At 71.0% G+C, this 14,545-nt stretch carries 11 protein-coding genes and 1 tRNA gene; 6 read left to right on the top strand and 6 right to left on the bottom strand.

The genetic code is table 11. The features are described from left to right. Positions 1 to 11 precede the first annotated feature (11 nt). From ACODT0_RS35685 to ACODT0_RS35660, 6 genes are all read left to right on the top strand, one after another. A complete protein-coding gene (locus ACODT0_RS35685; RefSeq protein ID WP_489043409.1) occupies positions 12 to 884 on the top strand; it encodes an amidohydrolase family protein in 873 nt (290 codons plus the stop codon). Between the two features lie 22 nt (positions 885 to 906). Beyond that, positions 907 to 1,899, top strand: a complete 993-nt coding sequence (locus tag ACODT0_RS35680; RefSeq protein ID WP_489043408.1) for a tripartite tricarboxylate transporter substrate binding protein — start codon at positions 907 to 909, stop codon at positions 1,897 to 1,899. Between the two features lie 19 nt (positions 1,900 to 1,918). After that, on the top strand, positions 1,919 to 4,990 hold the full coding sequence (gene ydiJ, locus ACODT0_RS35675) for a D-2-hydroxyglutarate dehydrogenase YdiJ (protein ID WP_489043407.1): 3,072 nt from the start codon (positions 1,919 to 1,921) through the stop codon (positions 4,988 to 4,990). A gap of 53 nt (positions 4,991 to 5,043) precedes the next feature. Then, complete coding sequence (locus ACODT0_RS35670) at positions 5,044 to 5,928, top strand: LysR family transcriptional regulator (protein ID WP_489043406.1); 885 nt, start codon at positions 5,044 to 5,046, stop codon at positions 5,926 to 5,928. Positions 5,929 to 6,004: 76 nt separating this feature from the next. After that, positions 6,005 to 7,165: an agmatine deiminase family protein gene (locus ACODT0_RS35665; protein ID WP_489043405.1), complete on the top strand. Its 1,161-nt coding sequence runs from the start codon at positions 6,005 to 6,007 to the stop codon at positions 7,163 to 7,165. Positions 7,166 to 7,193: 28 nt separating this feature from the next. Beyond that, positions 7,194 to 8,285: an agmatine deiminase family protein gene (locus ACODT0_RS35660; protein ID WP_422095986.1), complete on the top strand. Its 1,092-nt coding sequence runs from the start codon at positions 7,194 to 7,196 to the stop codon at positions 8,283 to 8,285. Positions 8,286 to 8,291: 6 nt separating this feature from the next. On the opposite strand, the gene paoC is transcribed toward ACODT0_RS35660, so the two are convergent. From paoC to rdgB, 6 genes are all read right to left on the bottom strand, one after another. Further along, complete coding sequence (gene paoC / locus ACODT0_RS35655; protein ID WP_296740564.1) at positions 8,292 to 10,502, bottom strand: aldehyde oxidoreductase molybdenum-binding subunit PaoC; 2,211 nt, start codon at positions 10,500 to 10,502, stop codon at positions 8,292 to 8,294. A gap of 5 nt (positions 10,503 to 10,507) precedes the next feature. Beyond that, a complete protein-coding gene (locus ACODT0_RS35650) occupies positions 10,508 to 11,458 on the bottom strand; it encodes an FAD binding domain-containing protein (RefSeq protein ID WP_489043404.1) in 951 nt (316 codons plus the stop codon). Then, the gene (gene paoA / locus ACODT0_RS35645; RefSeq protein ID WP_422095984.1) at positions 11,455 to 12,099 is read right to left on the bottom strand and encodes an aldehyde dehydrogenase iron-sulfur subunit PaoA; all 645 of its coding nucleotides are present in this window, start codon (positions 12,097 to 12,099) and stop codon (positions 11,455 to 11,457) included. The genes ACODT0_RS35650 and paoA overlap by 4 nt, the downstream gene beginning before the upstream one ends. Before the next feature lie 418 nt (positions 12,100 to 12,517). Next, positions 12,518 to 12,605, bottom strand: a tRNA-Ser gene (locus ACODT0_RS35640). 35 nt (positions 12,606 to 12,640) lie between these two features. After that, positions 12,641 to 13,915, bottom strand: coding sequence for a radical SAM family heme chaperone HemW (hemW, locus tag ACODT0_RS35635; RefSeq protein WP_489043403.1), 1,275 nt, complete (start codon positions 13,913 to 13,915; stop codon positions 12,641 to 12,643). After that, positions 13,906 to 14,505 carry an RdgB/HAM1 family non-canonical purine NTP pyrophosphatase gene (gene rdgB, locus ACODT0_RS35630; protein ID WP_489043401.1) on the bottom strand — a complete coding sequence of 200 codons (600 nt, stop codon included), beginning with the start codon at positions 14,503 to 14,505 and terminating at the stop codon, positions 13,906 to 13,908. Before rdgB ends, hemW begins: the two co-directional genes overlap by 10 nt. Positions 14,506 to 14,545 lie beyond the last annotated feature (40 nt).

The raw sequence follows: 14,545 nt of genomic DNA, 5'->3' as shown, positions 1-14,545 counted from the left end.
GCTTCCTCTCCATGACCTCGCTTTCCCCGCACGACCGCCACCCGCCCGCGAGCGATGGCCGCCCCGAGATATTCCCCGAAGGCTCCTGCGACACCCACTTCCACGTCTTCGGCGACGCGCGCGAATTTCCGCTGATCGACGAGCGTTCGTACACGCCGGCTCCGGCCTCCATGGCCGACTACCGGGCCGCCTTCGGTCCGGTGGGCGTCGAGCGCTGCGTGCTGGTGCAGCCCAGCGTCTACGGCCGCGACCATTCGCTGCTCAAGCGCACGCTGCGCGAAGCGGCGCCCGGCAGCATGCGCGGCGTGGCCGTGATCTTCGAGGACACGAGCGAGCGCGAGATCGAGGAACTGCACGCGCTGGGCGTGCGCGGCGCGCGCTGCAACGCGCTGTTCTCGGGCGGCGTGTCGGCCGCCAGCCTGCGCGCCATTGCCAGCCGCATCGCGGCCTTCGGCTGGCACCTGCAACTGCTGGTCGACGTGGAACGCGATCCCTTTCTGGTGCCGCGCGTTGCCGCCGCCGGGTTGCAGGTGGTGGTCGACCACTTCGGCCATCCGGCCCCGGGCTGGACGCCGCAGGGCCGCGGGCTCGCGAACCTGCGCGCGCTGCTCGCGGAAGGGCGCGCCTGGGTCAAGTTCTCGGGCGCCTACCGGCTCAGTGCATCGGCCTGCGCCACCGATCCCGTCGTGATCCCGCTGGCCCATGCGCTGGCGCGCGCCAACCCCGAACGCATCCTCTGGGGATCGGACTGGCCGCATCCCGGCATCGACGCACGCGCTCCCGCCAGCAGCGAACTGGCCGGAGCGCTGCGCGCCTGGTTGCCCGACGGCGACCTGCAGCAGGTGCTGGTGCACAACCCCACGCAGCTTTACTGGAACCATTGATTCATCACAGGGAGACGTTCGAATGACCGACAACAAGTTCAACCGCAGGACCTTCATCCAGGGCGGCGTCGCGCTCGCCGCATCGGCGGCGGCCTGGCCCGGCAGGGCGCAGGGCCGCGCCTTTCCGACCAAGCCCCTCACGCTGATCGTGCCCTTCGCGCCGGGCGGCAACGTGGACATCACCGCCCGCACCCTGGGCGTGCCGCTGACGCGGCATGCGGGGCAGTCGGTGATCGTCGACAACCGCGCCGGTGGCGGCGGTGCCGTGGGCACGGGCTGGGCCGCGCGCGCCGAGAACGACGGCCATTCGCTGCTGGTGGCCACGCCGGGCCAGCTCGGCACCCTGCCCGAGATGATCAAGGTGCCCTACCGCGCCGACAGCTTCGTGCCGGTGGCCGTGCTGAGCCGCACGCCCGTGGTGGTGGTGGTGCGCGCCAACGATGCGCGCTTCAAGACCGCGGGCGACTTCCTGCGGGCGATGCAGGCCGGGAGCGAGAACGTGACCATCGGCCATGCGGGCCCGGGCTCGCCGAACCACCTGGCGCTGCTGCAGCTCGAGGATGCCGCGAAGGCACGCGTCAATGCCGTGCCCTACAAGGGTTCGGGACCGGCCGTGGTCGACCTGCTCGGCGGCCAGATCGACGCCGTGATCGACCAGATCACGAGCTCGGCACCGCACATCAAGAGCGGCGGCCTGCGCGCGCTGCTGGTGCTCGGCCCGCAGGTCGGCGGCATGCTGGCCGGCGTGCCGAATCTGGCGCAGCAGGGCATTGCGAACTTCGACGCCACCACCTTCGTCGGCGTGTTCGCGCCCAGGGGCATCGCGCCGCAGACCGTCGCGAGCCTGCAGGGCTGGATCGCGAAGTCGGTGGCCGAGCCGGAGTTCTCGAAGCCGATCCGCGAACTGGGCAGCGAGCCCTTCGCCGAGAGCGCGGCCTACCTGCAGCGGCTGGTGCAGGAGGACGCGGTGCTGGCGGCGCGGCTGGTCAAGCAAGGCCGCCTCAAGGCGGACTGATCGGCACGCACGGCCAGCCATGATCGCCCACGTTCCACCCCCGGTCACGCTGGCGCAGCACTATCGGCAGTTTCTCGCGGCGCTGGCCGCCGCAGGCTTCGAGGGCGAGATCAGCCAGCGTCATGCCGACCGCACGGTGCTCGCGACCGACAACTCGATCTACCAGCGGCTGCCGCAGGCCGTGGTGTTCCCGAAGCATGCCGACGACGTGGTGCGGCTCGCGAGACTGATGGACCGCGACGAGCACCGGCGTGTGGTGCTCGCGCCGCGTGGCGGCGGCACCGGCACCAACGGGCAGTCGCTGACCGACGGCATCGCGGTCGACCTGTCGCGGCACCTGAACGGCATCGTCTGGATCGATCCGGTGCGGCGCGTGGCGCGCGTGCAGGCCGGCGTGGTCAAGGACCAGCTCAACGCGGCGCTCGCGCCGCACGGCCTGTTCTTCGCGCCCGAGCTGTCGACCTCGAACCGCGCCACCATCGGCGGCATGGTCAGCACCGACGCGAGCGGCCAGGGCAGCTGCAGCTACGGCAAGACGCGCGACCACGTGCTCGCGCTCGAGGTCGTGCTGCCGGGCGGCGAGCGCTTCGACAGCCGTCCCGCCGGGCCCGACGAACTCCAGGCCCAGCTGGCACGCCCCGGCCGCGTGGGCGATGCCTGGCGCTGCGCGCACCGGATCGCCGAGCGCGATGCCGCGCTGATCGAGCAACGCTTTCCCAGGCTCAACCGCTGCCTCACCGGCTACGACCTCGCGCACCTGCGCGAGCGCGACGGCCGCTTCAACCTCAACAGCGTGCTCTGCGGCGCCGAAGGCTCGCTGGGCTTCATCGTCGAGGCCGAGCTCAACCTGCTGCCGATTCCGCGCCACACGATGCTGGTCAACGTGCGCTATGCGAGCTTCATGGATGCGCTGCGCGACGCCCAGGCGCTGATGGCGCATGCGCCGCTGTCGATCGAGACCGTGGACTCGCGCGTGCTGAGGCTCGCGATGCAGGACATCGTGTGGCAGGGCGTGGCCGACTACTTCCCCTCGAGCGAAGACGGCGCGCCCACGCGCGGCATCAACATGGTCGAGTTCAGCGGCGATTCGCTGGAGGCACTCGAGACCCGCGTCGCGGCCTTCGTCGCGCACCTCGCGCGCGATGCCGGCGCGGCGCGCCTGGGCCACACCATCGCGGCCGGCCATGCCGCCGTGACCCGGGTCTATGCGATGCGCAAGCGCGCGGTGGGCCTGCTGGGCAATGTGCAGGGCGAGGCGCGGCCGCAGCCCTTCGTGGAAGACACCGCCGTGCCGCCCGAGCGGCTCGCCGACTACATCGCAGAGTTCCGCGCGCTGCTCGACAGCCACGGCCTCTCGTACGGCATGTTCGGTCATGTGGACGCCGGCGTGCTGCACGTGCGGCCCGCGCTCGACCTCAAGGACCCGGCCCAGGCCGCGCTGATCCGCCCGCTCTCCGACGCGGTCGCGCGGCTCACGCAGAAGTACGGCGGCCTGCTCTGGGGCGAGCATGGCAAGGGCGTGCGCTCCGAATACGCACCGGCCTTCTTCGGCCCGCTGTATGCGTCGCTGCGGGAACTCAAGGCCGCCTTCGATCCGCACAACCAGCTCAACCCCGGCAAGATCGCGACGCCCGCGGGCGTCGATGCGGCGCTGCTGCGCATCGACGAGGTGCCGATGCGCGCCGACGCCGACCGCCGCATCGACGAACGCGTGTGGCAGAGCTACGCCAGCGGCCTGCATTGCAACGGCAACGGCGCCTGCTACGACTTCGACCCCGACGACGCCATGTGCCCCTCGTGGAAGGCCACGCGCGAGCGCCGCCATTCGCCCAAGGGGCGCGCCTCGCTGCTGCGCGAATGGCTGCGGCTGCAGGGCGAGGCCGGCGTCGACGTGCTGCAGGCCGCGGCGCGGCAGCCCTCGTTCCTGGCCGGGCTGCCCGCGCGCTGGCGCAACGGCCGGCGGCGCGCGAAGGCCGCCGACGACTTCTCGCACGAGGTCTACGAAGCGATGGCCGGCTGCCTGGCCTGCAAGTCCTGCGCGGGGCAATGCCCGGTGAAGGTCAACGTGCCGGAGTTCCGCGCGCGCTTTCTCGAGCTCTACCACGCGCGCTACCTGCGCCCGCTCAAGGACTATTTCATCGGCTCGCTCGAATACAGCATGCCCGGCCTCGCGCGCATGCCGGCGCTCTACAACGGCCTGATGGCCCTGCCCGCGGTGCGCGGCCTGCTCGCGCGGCATGCAGGCATGGTCGATGCGCCACTGCTGAGCCGCTTCGATTTCGGCGCCACCCTGCGGCGCTGGAACGTGCGCCACGCCACGCCCTCGGCGCTGGCACGGCTCAGTGCCGACGAGCGCGCGCGCTCGGTGGTGCTGGTGCAGGACGCCTTCACGCGCTACTTCGAGACGCCCGTGCTCGCGGCCTTCATCGCGCTGGCCGCGCGGCTGGGCTGCACCGTGTGGCTCGCGCCCTTCCGGCCCAACGGCAAGCCGCTGCAGGTGCAGGGCTTCCTGCGTGCCTTCGACCGCGCGGCGCGCCGCAACGCCGACATGCTCGATGCGCTGGCGCAATGCGGCGTGCCACTGGTCGGCCTCGATCCCGCGATGACGCTGGTCTACCGCCAGGAGTACGCCAAGCTGCCGCGGATGGCGCGCCTGCCTTCGGTGCTGCTGCCGCAGGAATGGCTGCTCGATGCGCTGCCCGCCGAAGCGCCGCCGCGCGCCGCGCCGGGCGACTTCCGCCTGCTCGCGCATTGCACCGAGAAGACCAACGCGCCCGCGGCCGCCGCGCTGTGGCCCCGGGTGTTCGCGCGCGCCGGCCTGCGGCTCGAGGCGCAGGCCAGCGGCTGCTGCGGCATGTCGGGCACCTACGGCCACGAGCAGCGCAACCTGCAGACCTCGCAGCGGATCTTCTCGCAGTCGTGGGCGCCGCTGCTGGCGGCCGAGCCCGCGCCGGCGGAATTTCTCGCCACGGGTTATTCGTGCCGCAGCCAGGTCGAACGGCTGCGGGCGCGGCGCCTGCGCCACCCGGTGGAGGTGCTGGCGCAGCTGTATGGCGGTGGTCACGAAGAGGACGCCGACGCCGCGCACTGAACCCCGTCGATGAAAGGCGCTATCTTGTGTGCCGATCCATCGACCGGGTTCCCATGTCCAACGCCAGACTGCCCTCCTTCAAATTCCTGATCGGCTTCGAAGCGGCCGCGCGCCTGGGCAACTACTCGCGCGCGGCCGAGGAGCTGCACGTCTCGCAATCGGCCATCAGCCACCAGATCGCGCAGCTCGAGCAGCAGGTCGGCCAGCCGCTGTTCCGGCGCAAGGGACGCGGCGTGGAGCTGACCGTGGCCGGCGGCCTGCTGCTCGACAGCGTGGGCAAGTCGCTCGAGCAGATCCGCCACGGCCTGCACCGCATCGAGACCTACATGGACGACCGCCTCGTCACGCTGGTCTGCCCCGCGCCCGTCGCGCACGGCTGGCTGCAGCCACGCATCGACCGGCTGCTGCAGGCGCATCCCGACCTCTGCCCGATCGTCTCGGTCGACGAGAGCGCCCGCTTCATCGACGAGCTCGACGTGGACATCGCGATCACGCGCGAGCCGCTGCAGCAGCCGGGCGTGTTCGAGGTGCCGCTGCTGAGCGACGAGCTGGTGGCGGTCGGCCTGCCCGACGCCGACACGGATGCCGCGCCCGGCCTGCTGTGCCTCGAGCCCGACCTCACGAGCGACCGCATCGGCCCCTTCATCCGCGAGCACTTCGGCCAGTTGCGCAAGGCCGCGATCTACGACGACCCGCGCCTGCTGCTCGACGCCGCGCTGCGCGGCCGCGGCCTCGCGCTGGTGTCGCGGCTCTCGGCCGACGATGCGCTGCGCAGCGGCCGCTTGCGCCACCTGGCGGCCTCGCCGAGCCTGCCGCTCGGCACCCTCTGGATCTCCCGCACGGAAGGCCCGTCGCGCCTGCCGCTGGTGCGCGAGGTGTTCGACAGCCTGTGGGGCTTCGCGCGTGAAGACGGCCATTTCATGAGCCATATCGATTGATATGGCCAGAAAAGATCAATTGTGCGGATGAGTGAGCGTCTACAGAATCCGGGACTCCGTAGAAACCCTGATTCTTATGACGACTCGACGAACGCTCCTGGGCCTCGGTGGCCTGGGCCTCTTCCATGGACTGCTGAGCGCCTGCGGCGGTGGCGGCGGCAGCGCCGGCGGCCCCTCGCTCTCCTTTCCGCCGCCGGCGCCCGCTCCCGCGCCCGCGCCTTCCCCTGCACCCGCCAGCGTCTGGCGCATGCCCGACGAGGGCGGTGCCCATCGCGCCGTCTGGATGGCGTTCGCCGCGCGCGAATCGATCTGGAGCGCCGAACTGCGCCAGCCGGTGCAGCGCGCGCTGGCGCGCATCGCCAATGCGATCAGCGTCTACGAGCCGGTGAAGATGCTCGTGAACGCCGAGGATGCGGCCACGGCACGCCAGCTCTGCGGCTCCAACGTGCAGCTGATCGAACACCCGATCGATGACCTCTGGATGCGCGACACGGGTTGCGTGTTCGTGCGCAACGCCCGCGGCGAGCGGGCCGCCGTGAATTTCAACTTCAACGGCTGGGGCCGCAAGCAGCCGCATGCGCGCGACGCCACGGTGGCGGCGCGCATGGCCGAACTCGCGGGCGTGCCGCTGCTGCGCAGCCGCCTGGTGCTCGAAGGCGGCGGCATCGAGGTCGACGGCGAAGGCACGGCCATCGTCACCGAGAGCTGCGTGCTCAACGAGAACCGCAACCCGGGCGTGACCAAGGCCGCGGCCGAGGAAGAGCTCCAGCGCCTGCTGGGACTCACGAAGATCATCTGGCTGCCCGGCATCGCCAACCGCGACATCACCGACGGCCATACCGACTTCTATGCACGCTTCCTCAAGCCGGGCGTGGTGGTGGCGGCACTGGACAACGACCCCGAGTCCTTCGACCATGCCGTGACCCGGCGCCACCTGGAACTGCTGCGCACGGCGACCGATGCGCGCGGACGCGCCCTGCGCATCGTCACGCTGGCCACGCCGGGCCGGGTGCGCCCCACCTACGCACGCAAGGAGTTCGCGGCCGGCTACGTGAATTTCCTGCTGACCGACAAGGCCGTGTTCCTGCCCGAGTTCGGCGATGCGGCGGCCGACGCAGCGGCCCGCGCGGCGCTTTCCGCGGAACTGCCGAGCCACCAGGTCGTGCAGCTCGACATCGATGCCATCGCCGCGGGCGGCGGCGGCATCCACTGCACCACGCAGCAGGAGCCGGCGTGACCCCGAACGCTTTCGCCAGGAGACCGACATGCATTTCTCGATGACCCGCCGCCGCCTGACCAGCGCCCTCGGCCTCGCGCCGCTGGGCTGCATCGCCGCCTCGCCCGCCGCCACGCCCGAAAGCTGGCTGATGCCCGACGAAGCCGCGCCGCACCGCGCCACCTGGATGTCCTTCGGCCCGAGCGAAGCGATCTGGGGCCGGCGCCTGCTGACGCCGGTGCGCCAGCACCTGGCCCGCATCGCGCGCACCATCGCCGAGTTCGAACCCGTGCACCTGCTGGTGCGCGAACGCGAGCACGACCTGGCCGCGCGCCTGTGCGGCAACCGCGTGCAGCTCGAGGTGCAGCCGGTGGACGACCTCTGGATGCGCGACACCGGGCCGGTGTTCGTGCGCAATGCGGCGGGCGAATGGGGCGGCGTCGACTTCAACTTCAACGGCTGGGGCGGCAAGCAGGCCCATGCCGACGATGCCGAGGTGGCGGGCTATGTGAGCGGTGCAGCCAAGGCACGGCCGCTGGCCACGGAGCTGGTGCTCGAGGGCGGCGGCATCGAGGTCGACGGCGCGGGCACGGCGCTGATCACCGAGAGCTGTGTGCTCAACGCCAACCGCAATCCCGGCTGGCGCAAGGAGGACTGCGAGGCCGAACTGCGGCGCCTGCTGGGCCTGCGCAAGATCATCTGGCTGCCCGGCATCGCGGGCCGCGACATCACCGACGGCCACACCGACTTCTATGCGCGCTTCGCGGCACCGGGCATCGTGGTGGCGGGCCTGGAGAACGACCCCGATTCCTACGACCATGCCGTGACCCGGCGCCACCTCGAGATCCTGCGACAGGCCACCGACGCGCGCGGCCAGCGCCTGCGCGTGGAAGTGCTCGCAGGGCCGGATTCGGTGCGCGACGCCTACGACAGCGACGAGTTCGCGGCCGGCTACATCAACTTCTACGTCTGCAACGGCGCCGTCATCGCGCCGCAGTTCGGCGATGCGCGCGCCGACGGCAACGCCCGCGCACTGCTGCGCGAGCTGTTCCCGAAGCGCGAGGTGGTGCAGCTCGACATCGATGCGATCGCCGCGGGCGGCGGCGGCATCCACTGCACCACGCAGCAGCAGCCGCGTTGAGGTTGCTCAGGCCACCGGCGGCAGTCGATCGAGCAGCTTGTCGAGCGTGATCGGATAGCTGCGCACGCGGATGCCGGTCGCGTTGTAGACCGCGTTGGCGACCGCGGCCGCGACGCCGCACATGCCGAGCTCGCCCACGCCCTTGGCCTTCATCGGCGAGGAGATCGGATCGGTCTCGTCGAGGAACACCACGTCCTGGTGCGGGATGTCGGCATGCACCGGCACCTCGTAGCCCGCGAGGTCGTGGTTGACGAAGAAGCCGTGCCGCTTGTCGACCGCCAGTTCCTCCATCAGCGCGCCGCCCACGCCCATGGTCATCGCGCCGATCACCTGGCTGCGCGCGGCCTTGGGGTTGAGGATGCGGCCCGCGGCGCAGACCGCGAGCATGCGCCGCACGCGGATCTCGCCGGTGACGGCATCGACGCCGACCTCGACGAAGTGCGCGCCGAAGGTCGACTGCTGGTACTTCTTGTCGAGGTCGCCGTACTCGATGCCGTCCTCGGCCGAAAGGCCTTCGGTGCCCGCGGCCTCGGCCAGCGGCACCGCGCGTTCGCCGGCGCGCACCATGCCGTCGGCAAAGCTCGCATCGGCGACCGCGAAGCCCAGCTTTCCCGCCACCGCCTCGCGCAGCTTCATGCAGGCCGCGAACACGCCCGAGGTCGAGTTGTTCGCGCCCCACTGCCCGCCCGAGCCCGCCGAGGCCGGGTAGGCCGAATCGCCGAGCCGCACCTGCACCTTGTCGAGCGGCAGCCCCATGGTCTCGGCGGCGGTCTGCGCAATGATGGTGTACGAGCCGGTGCCGATGTCGGTCATGTCGGTTTCCACCGTGACCACGCCGCGGTTGTCGAGCCGCACGCGCGCGGCCGACTTCGTGAGCAGGTTGTTGCGGAAGGCCGCGGCCACGCCCATGCCGACGAGCCAGCGGCCGTCGCGCTGTTGGCCCGGCGACGCGTTGCGCCGGTTCCAGCCGAAGCGCTCGGCGCCGGTGCGCAGGCATTCGATCAGGCTGCGCTGCGAGTACGGGCGCTCGGGCTTCTCGGGATCGACCTGGGTGTCGTTGAGCACGCGGAACGCGATCGGATCGATTCCGAGCTTCTCGGCCATCTCGTCCATCGCGACCTCGAGCGCCATCAGGCCCGGCGCCTCGCCGGGCGCGCGCATCGCGTTGCCCTCGGGCAGGTCGAGCACCGCGAGCCGCGTGGCCGTGAGCCGGTTCGCGCCGGCATACAGCAGCCGGGTCTGGTTGACCGCCGTCTCGGGCTGGCCGCCCTCGAGGTCGCCCGACCAGCCCTCGTGCGCGATGGCGGTGATGCGGCCGTCGCGCGCGGCGCCGATGCGGATGCGCTGCACGGTCGCGGGCCGGTGCGTGGTGTTGTTGATCATCAGCGGCCGCGTCAGCGCCACCTTGACGGGCCGACGCGCGGCGCGCGCGCCCAGCGCGGCGAGCAGCGCATCGGCGCGCACGAACAGCTTGCCGCCGAAGCCGCCGCCGATGAAAGGCGAGACCAGGCGCACGTTCTCCTTCGGGATGCCCAGCGTCTTGGCGACGTCGCCGACGCCCCAGGCGATCATCTGGTTGGCGGTCCAGATCGTGAGCCGGTCGCCCTGCCACTGCGCGATGGAGGCATGCGGTTCCATCATCGCGTGCGACTCGTCGGGCGTGCTGTAGGTCGCGTCGAGCTGCACCGGCGCCGCGGCGAAGGCGCCCGCGAAATCGCCGACCTTCGTCTCCGGCTCGCCCGAAAAGGCACTGGCCTTGGGCGGCTTCGCCGACGCCATCTCGGCCGCGAGGTCGAAGCGGCCGGCCGCGCGCGTGTACTCGATGCGCACCAGCTGCGCCGCGGCGCGCGCCTGCTCGAAGCTCTGAGCCACGACCACGGCCACCGCCTGGTGGTAGTGGTCGATCTCGGGGCCGGCCAGCAGCTTGGCGGTGTTGAAGTCGCCCTTGGCGAGCTTGCCGGCATTGCGCGCGGTGACGATCGCCAGCACGCCCGGCGCGGCCTGCGCGGCGCGCAGGTCCATCGAGGCGATGCGACCCTTGGCGATGCCGGCGCCGATCACGTAGCCGTAGGCCGCGCCCGGCACTTCGGCATGGCGCTCGTAGGCATAGCGCGCGCTGCCGGTGGTCTTGACCGGGCCGTCGATGCGGTCGGTGGGCCGGCCGATGACCTTGAGCTGGTCGATCGCGTTGGTGGTCGCGGGGGTGTCGAATTTCATGATGTTCAGCTCCTCGCCTGCACCAGGGCCGCCGCGAGCGCGCGTTCGGCCAATGGCAACTTGAATGCGTTCTCGTGGGTCGGCTGCGCATCGGCCAAAAGCCGTGCGCTCACCGCGCGCGCGCCCTGCGGCATCGCGGCCTCGGCGGCCTCGATGCGCCATGGCTTGTGCGCGACGCCGCCGAGCGCCACGCGCCCGGTGCCGTCGCGCTGCACGATGGCCGCCACCGACACCAGCGCGAAGGCATAGGAAGCGCGATCGCGCACCTTGCGGTAGATCTGCGTGCCACCCACGGGCCGCGGCAAGGTCACGCCGGTGATCAGCTCGTCGCGCTCGAGCGCGGTCTCGATGTGCGGCGTGTCGCCGGGCAGCCGGTGGAAGTCGGCGATCGGAATCACGCGCGTGCGCCCGTCGGGCTTCACGGTCTCGACGGCCGCGTCGAGCACGCGCATCGCCACCGCCATGTCGCTCGGATGGGTCGCGATGCAGGCCTGGCTGGCGCCGATCACCGCGAGCTGCCGCGTCACGCCGCCGATCGCGCTGCAGCCGCTGCCGGGACGGCGCTTGTTGCAGGGCTGGTCGGTGTCGTAGAAGTAGGGACAGCGCGTGCGCTGCAGCAGGTTGCCGGCCGTGGTCGCCTTGTTGCGCAGCTGGCCCGAGGCGCCGGCCAGCAGTGCGCGCGACAGCACGCCGTAGTCGCGGCGCACGCGCTCGTCGGCCGCCAGGTCGGTGTTGCGCACCAGCGCGCCGATGCGCAGGCCACCGTCGGTGGTCGCCTCGATGCGGTCGAGCTTCAATGTGTTCACGTCGACCAGGTGCACCGGCGCCTCGATCTGCAGCTTCATCAGGTCGAGCAGGTTGGTGCCGCCCGCGATGAACTTGGCGCCGGGATGGCCGGCCACGGCCGCCGCGGCCTGCGCGGGCGTCTGCGCGCGCTCGTAGGTGAAGGGCTTCATGCGCGGCTCCCGGCCACCTCGGTGATGGCATCGACGATGTTCGAGTAGGCGCCGCATCGACAGATGTTGCCGCTCATGCGCTCGCGCAGTTCGTCGGCCGACAACAGCGGCCGCGCGGTGAGATCGGCGCTCACGTGGCTGGGCACGCCGCGGCGCACCTCGTCGATGACGCCGACCGCCGAACAGATCTGGCCCGGCGTGCAGTAGCCGCACTGGTAGCCGTCGTGCTTGACGAAGGCCGCCTGCAGCGGATGCATGGCCTGCGGCGTGCCCAGTCCCTCGATGGTCGTGACCTGCGCGCCCTCGTGCATGACCGCGAGCGTGAGGCAGGAATTGATGCGGCGTCCGTCGAGCAGCACGGTGCAGGCGCCGCACTGGCCGTGGTCGCAGCCCTTCTTGGTGCCGGTCAGGTGCAGGTGTTCGCGCAGTGCGTCGAGCAGGGTCGTGCGCGTGTCGAGTTCGAGCGCATGCGATTGGCCGTTGACCTGCAACGAGAGTCTGGTGGAGGGCATGTTCGTGGGCGGTGGTGATGCTGCGGCCGGCGCGGCCGCGGCGGGAAGGTGGGACGAGACTGCCGCGGCGGTGGCGGCGGTCGCGATGAGAGCATCGCGCCGGGTGATCGAGGTCGTGGGGCTTTCCATGGGGGACTCCTGTGGTTGGAGGGTCGGATGCGCGTGGGAACACTGCTGATAGCGCGAGCCATCGGGGATTGCAGTAGGAGAAGGGATGTTGTTGGGTCCCGTGGGTGGCTCGCCGCGCGCGGGTGGCGGGTGCTTGCGCTCGTTTGCCCGTCTGGTGCGGGCGTGGCGAAGCACCATTCTTGGGAAGCGCTCGCGGAATCGATTGCGCGTTTCGCGCGTTTTCTTGCCTGATTCGACGAGCTTGCGCGGGTGCGCGGCGATGCGAGCGTTCGCGTGTAAGAAGGCGGGCTTACAAGTGGCTGTGACTACGCCTGACGCCGCGAGCCAGCGCCTCGGTCGCGCCTACCAGCGTCCCAACGAAAAAAGTCCCGTCGCATGGGCTGCGCGGGACTTTCAAAAAAGCGGACCTGGATGATCCTGGCGGAGAGTGTGAGATTCGAACTCACGGACGGTCGCCCGTCGGCAGTTTTCAAGACTGCTGGTTTAAACCACTCACCCAACTCTCCGGAGCCGGCGATTCTATGCCGAGCCCGGCCCGTGCTCAGTCCTCGGGCAGGAACAGGGTCTGCAGGTCGCTGAGGAAATCGAGCCCGCGCTCGGTGGGCCACACGCGACTCAGGTCGCGTTCGACGAGGCCCTTGCGCTCGGCCTCCTCCAGAGCGCGCTGGATCGCGGTGAAGGCCAGGCCGGTGCGCTCGCCGAACTGCATCAGCGTGAAACCGGCCTTCAGGCGCATGGCGTTCAGCATGAACTCGAACGGCAGGTCGGCCAGCGCGACCTCGTCGCTCTGCGCGACGGCGGTGCCGGCACGGGCGTTGTCCATGTACAGGCGCGGTTCGCGAAAGCGCACCTGGCGCACGATGCGGTGGGCGAAGCTGAGCTTGCTGTGGGCGCCGGCGCCGATGCCGAGGTAGTCGCCGAACTGCCAGTAGTTGAGGTTGTGCGCGCAGGTGTGGCCGGGCCGCGCATAGGCCGAGACCTCGTAGCGCGACATGCCGATGGCGCCGGTGCGCTCGGTGATGCGGTCGAGCATGGCGTAGGCGATGTCGTCCTCGGGCAGCTGCGGCGGGAACTTGGCGAACCAGGTGTTCGGCTCGATGGTGAGGTGATAGACCGACAGGTGCGGCGGCGCGAGCGCGAGTGCCTGCGTGAGGTCGGCGTCGAGCTGCTCGAGCGACTGGCCCGGCAGCGCGTACATGAGGTCGAGGTTGAAGGTGTCGAACGAGGCCGCGGCCTCCTCGGCGGCGGCGATCGCCTGGGCACGGTCGTGCACGCGGCCCAGCGCCTTCAGGTGTTCGTCGTTGAAGCTCTGCACGCCCAGCGACAGCCGGGTGACGCCGGCCGCGCGGTAGGCGCGGAAGCGGTCGCGCTCGAAGGTGCCGGGGTTGGCCTCGAGCGTGATCTCGCAGTCGGGCGCGAGCTTGAGGCGCGCGCGCACGTCGCCCAGCAGGCGGTCGATGGCCTGGGGCGAGAAGAGGCTCGGGGTGCCGCCGCCGATGAAGATGGCCTGGACGCCACGGCCCCAGATCAGCGGCAGCGCGGCATCGAGGTCGGCGACGAGCGCGTCGATGTACGCGGACTCGGGCATGCCTTCGGCCTCGGCGGTGCTCGTGGCGCGCCACTCGTGGGAATTGAAGTCGCAGTACGGGCACTTGCGCAGGCACCACGGCAGGTGGATGTACAGCGTGAGCGGCGGCAGCGCCGTCAGCTGCAGCGGGCCGGGACGCATCCAGTGCAGCACGTCGTTGGCGTGCGGCGCGCCGGCCGGCGCCGCGGGCTGGATGGGAACGACGGACGAGGGAGCGCTCACAGCCATCGCTCGCGCATCAGCGCCAGCATGGCGCGCGCGGCCTGGCCGCGGTGGCTGTGGGCGTTCTTCACCTCGGGCGTGAGCTGGGCGAAGGTCTTGCCGAAGGCGGGCAGGTACATCACGGGGTCGAAGCCGAAGCCGTTGTCGCCGACCGGCGCCGGCGCGATCTCGCCGACCACGCGGCCCACGGCGATCAGCGGCTCGGGGTCGTCGTGGCGGCGCAGCGCGACCAGGGTGCTGACGAGCGCGGCGCGGCGGTTGGCCTGTCCGGCCAGTTGCTCGAGCAGCGCCTTCACGTTGTTGGCATCGCCCTTGGGGTAGCCGAACTGGGTGGCGTAGTAGGCGGTGTCGACGCCCGGCAGGCCACCGAAGGCATCGACGCACAGGCCGGCGTCGTCGGCGATGGCGGGCAGGCCGGTGGAGGCGCTGGCGTGGCGCGCCTTGGTCAGCGCGTTCTCGACGAAGGTGCGGAACGGCTCCTCGGCTTCGCTCACGCCAAGCTCCGACTGCCGCACGAGCGTGACGTCGAGTTCGGCGAAGAGCTGCTGCAGTTCGGCCAGTTTGCCGGCGTTGTTGGAAGCCAGGACGAGTTTCATACGTGGAAAGGAATAACTGCGGCGGCCTTCTGCGGGCCGC

The organism is Variovorax sp. FG153 (genome assembly GCF_057809595.1).
The sequence above is the reverse complement of the archived record's forward strand: the minus strand, read 5'-3'. Positions and strand labels throughout refer to the sequence as shown.

What these genes read in the sequence shown, in the direction of transcription:
- paoC (WP_296740564.1), bottom strand. Translation starts at nt 10,502, where the DNA reads ATGAAATTCGACACCCCCGCGACCACCAACGCGATCGACCAGCTCAAG.
- ACODT0_RS35665 (WP_489043405.1), top strand. Translation starts at nt 6,005, where the DNA reads ATGACGACTCGACGAACGCTCCTGGGCCTCGGTGGCCTGGGCCTCTTC.
- ACODT0_RS35650 (WP_489043404.1), bottom strand. Translation starts at nt 11,458, where the DNA reads ATGAAGCCCTTCACCTACGAGCGCGCGCAGACGCCCGCGCAGGCCGCG.
- ydiJ (WP_489043407.1), top strand. Translation starts at nt 1,919, where the DNA reads ATGATCGCCCACGTTCCACCCCCGGTCACGCTGGCGCAGCACTATCGG.
- hemW (WP_489043403.1), bottom strand. Translation starts at nt 13,915, where the DNA reads ATGGCTGTGAGCGCTCCCTCGTCCGTCGTTCCCATCCAGCCCGCGGCG.
- ACODT0_RS35670 (WP_489043406.1), top strand. Translation starts at nt 5,044, where the DNA reads ATGTCCAACGCCAGACTGCCCTCCTTCAAATTCCTGATCGGCTTCGAA.
- rdgB (WP_489043401.1), bottom strand. Translation starts at nt 14,505, where the DNA reads ATGAAACTCGTCCTGGCTTCCAACAACGCCGGCAAACTGGCCGAACTG.
- ACODT0_RS35685 (WP_489043409.1), top strand. Translation starts at nt 12, where the DNA reads ATGACCTCGCTTTCCCCGCACGACCGCCACCCGCCCGCGAGCGATGGC.
- ACODT0_RS35680 (WP_489043408.1), top strand. Translation starts at nt 907, where the DNA reads ATGACCGACAACAAGTTCAACCGCAGGACCTTCATCCAGGGCGGCGTC.
- ACODT0_RS35660 (WP_422095986.1), top strand. Translation starts at nt 7,194, where the DNA reads ATGCATTTCTCGATGACCCGCCGCCGCCTGACCAGCGCCCTCGGCCTC.
- paoA (WP_422095984.1), bottom strand. Translation starts at nt 12,099, where the DNA reads ATGGAAAGCCCCACGACCTCGATCACCCGGCGCGATGCTCTCATCGCG.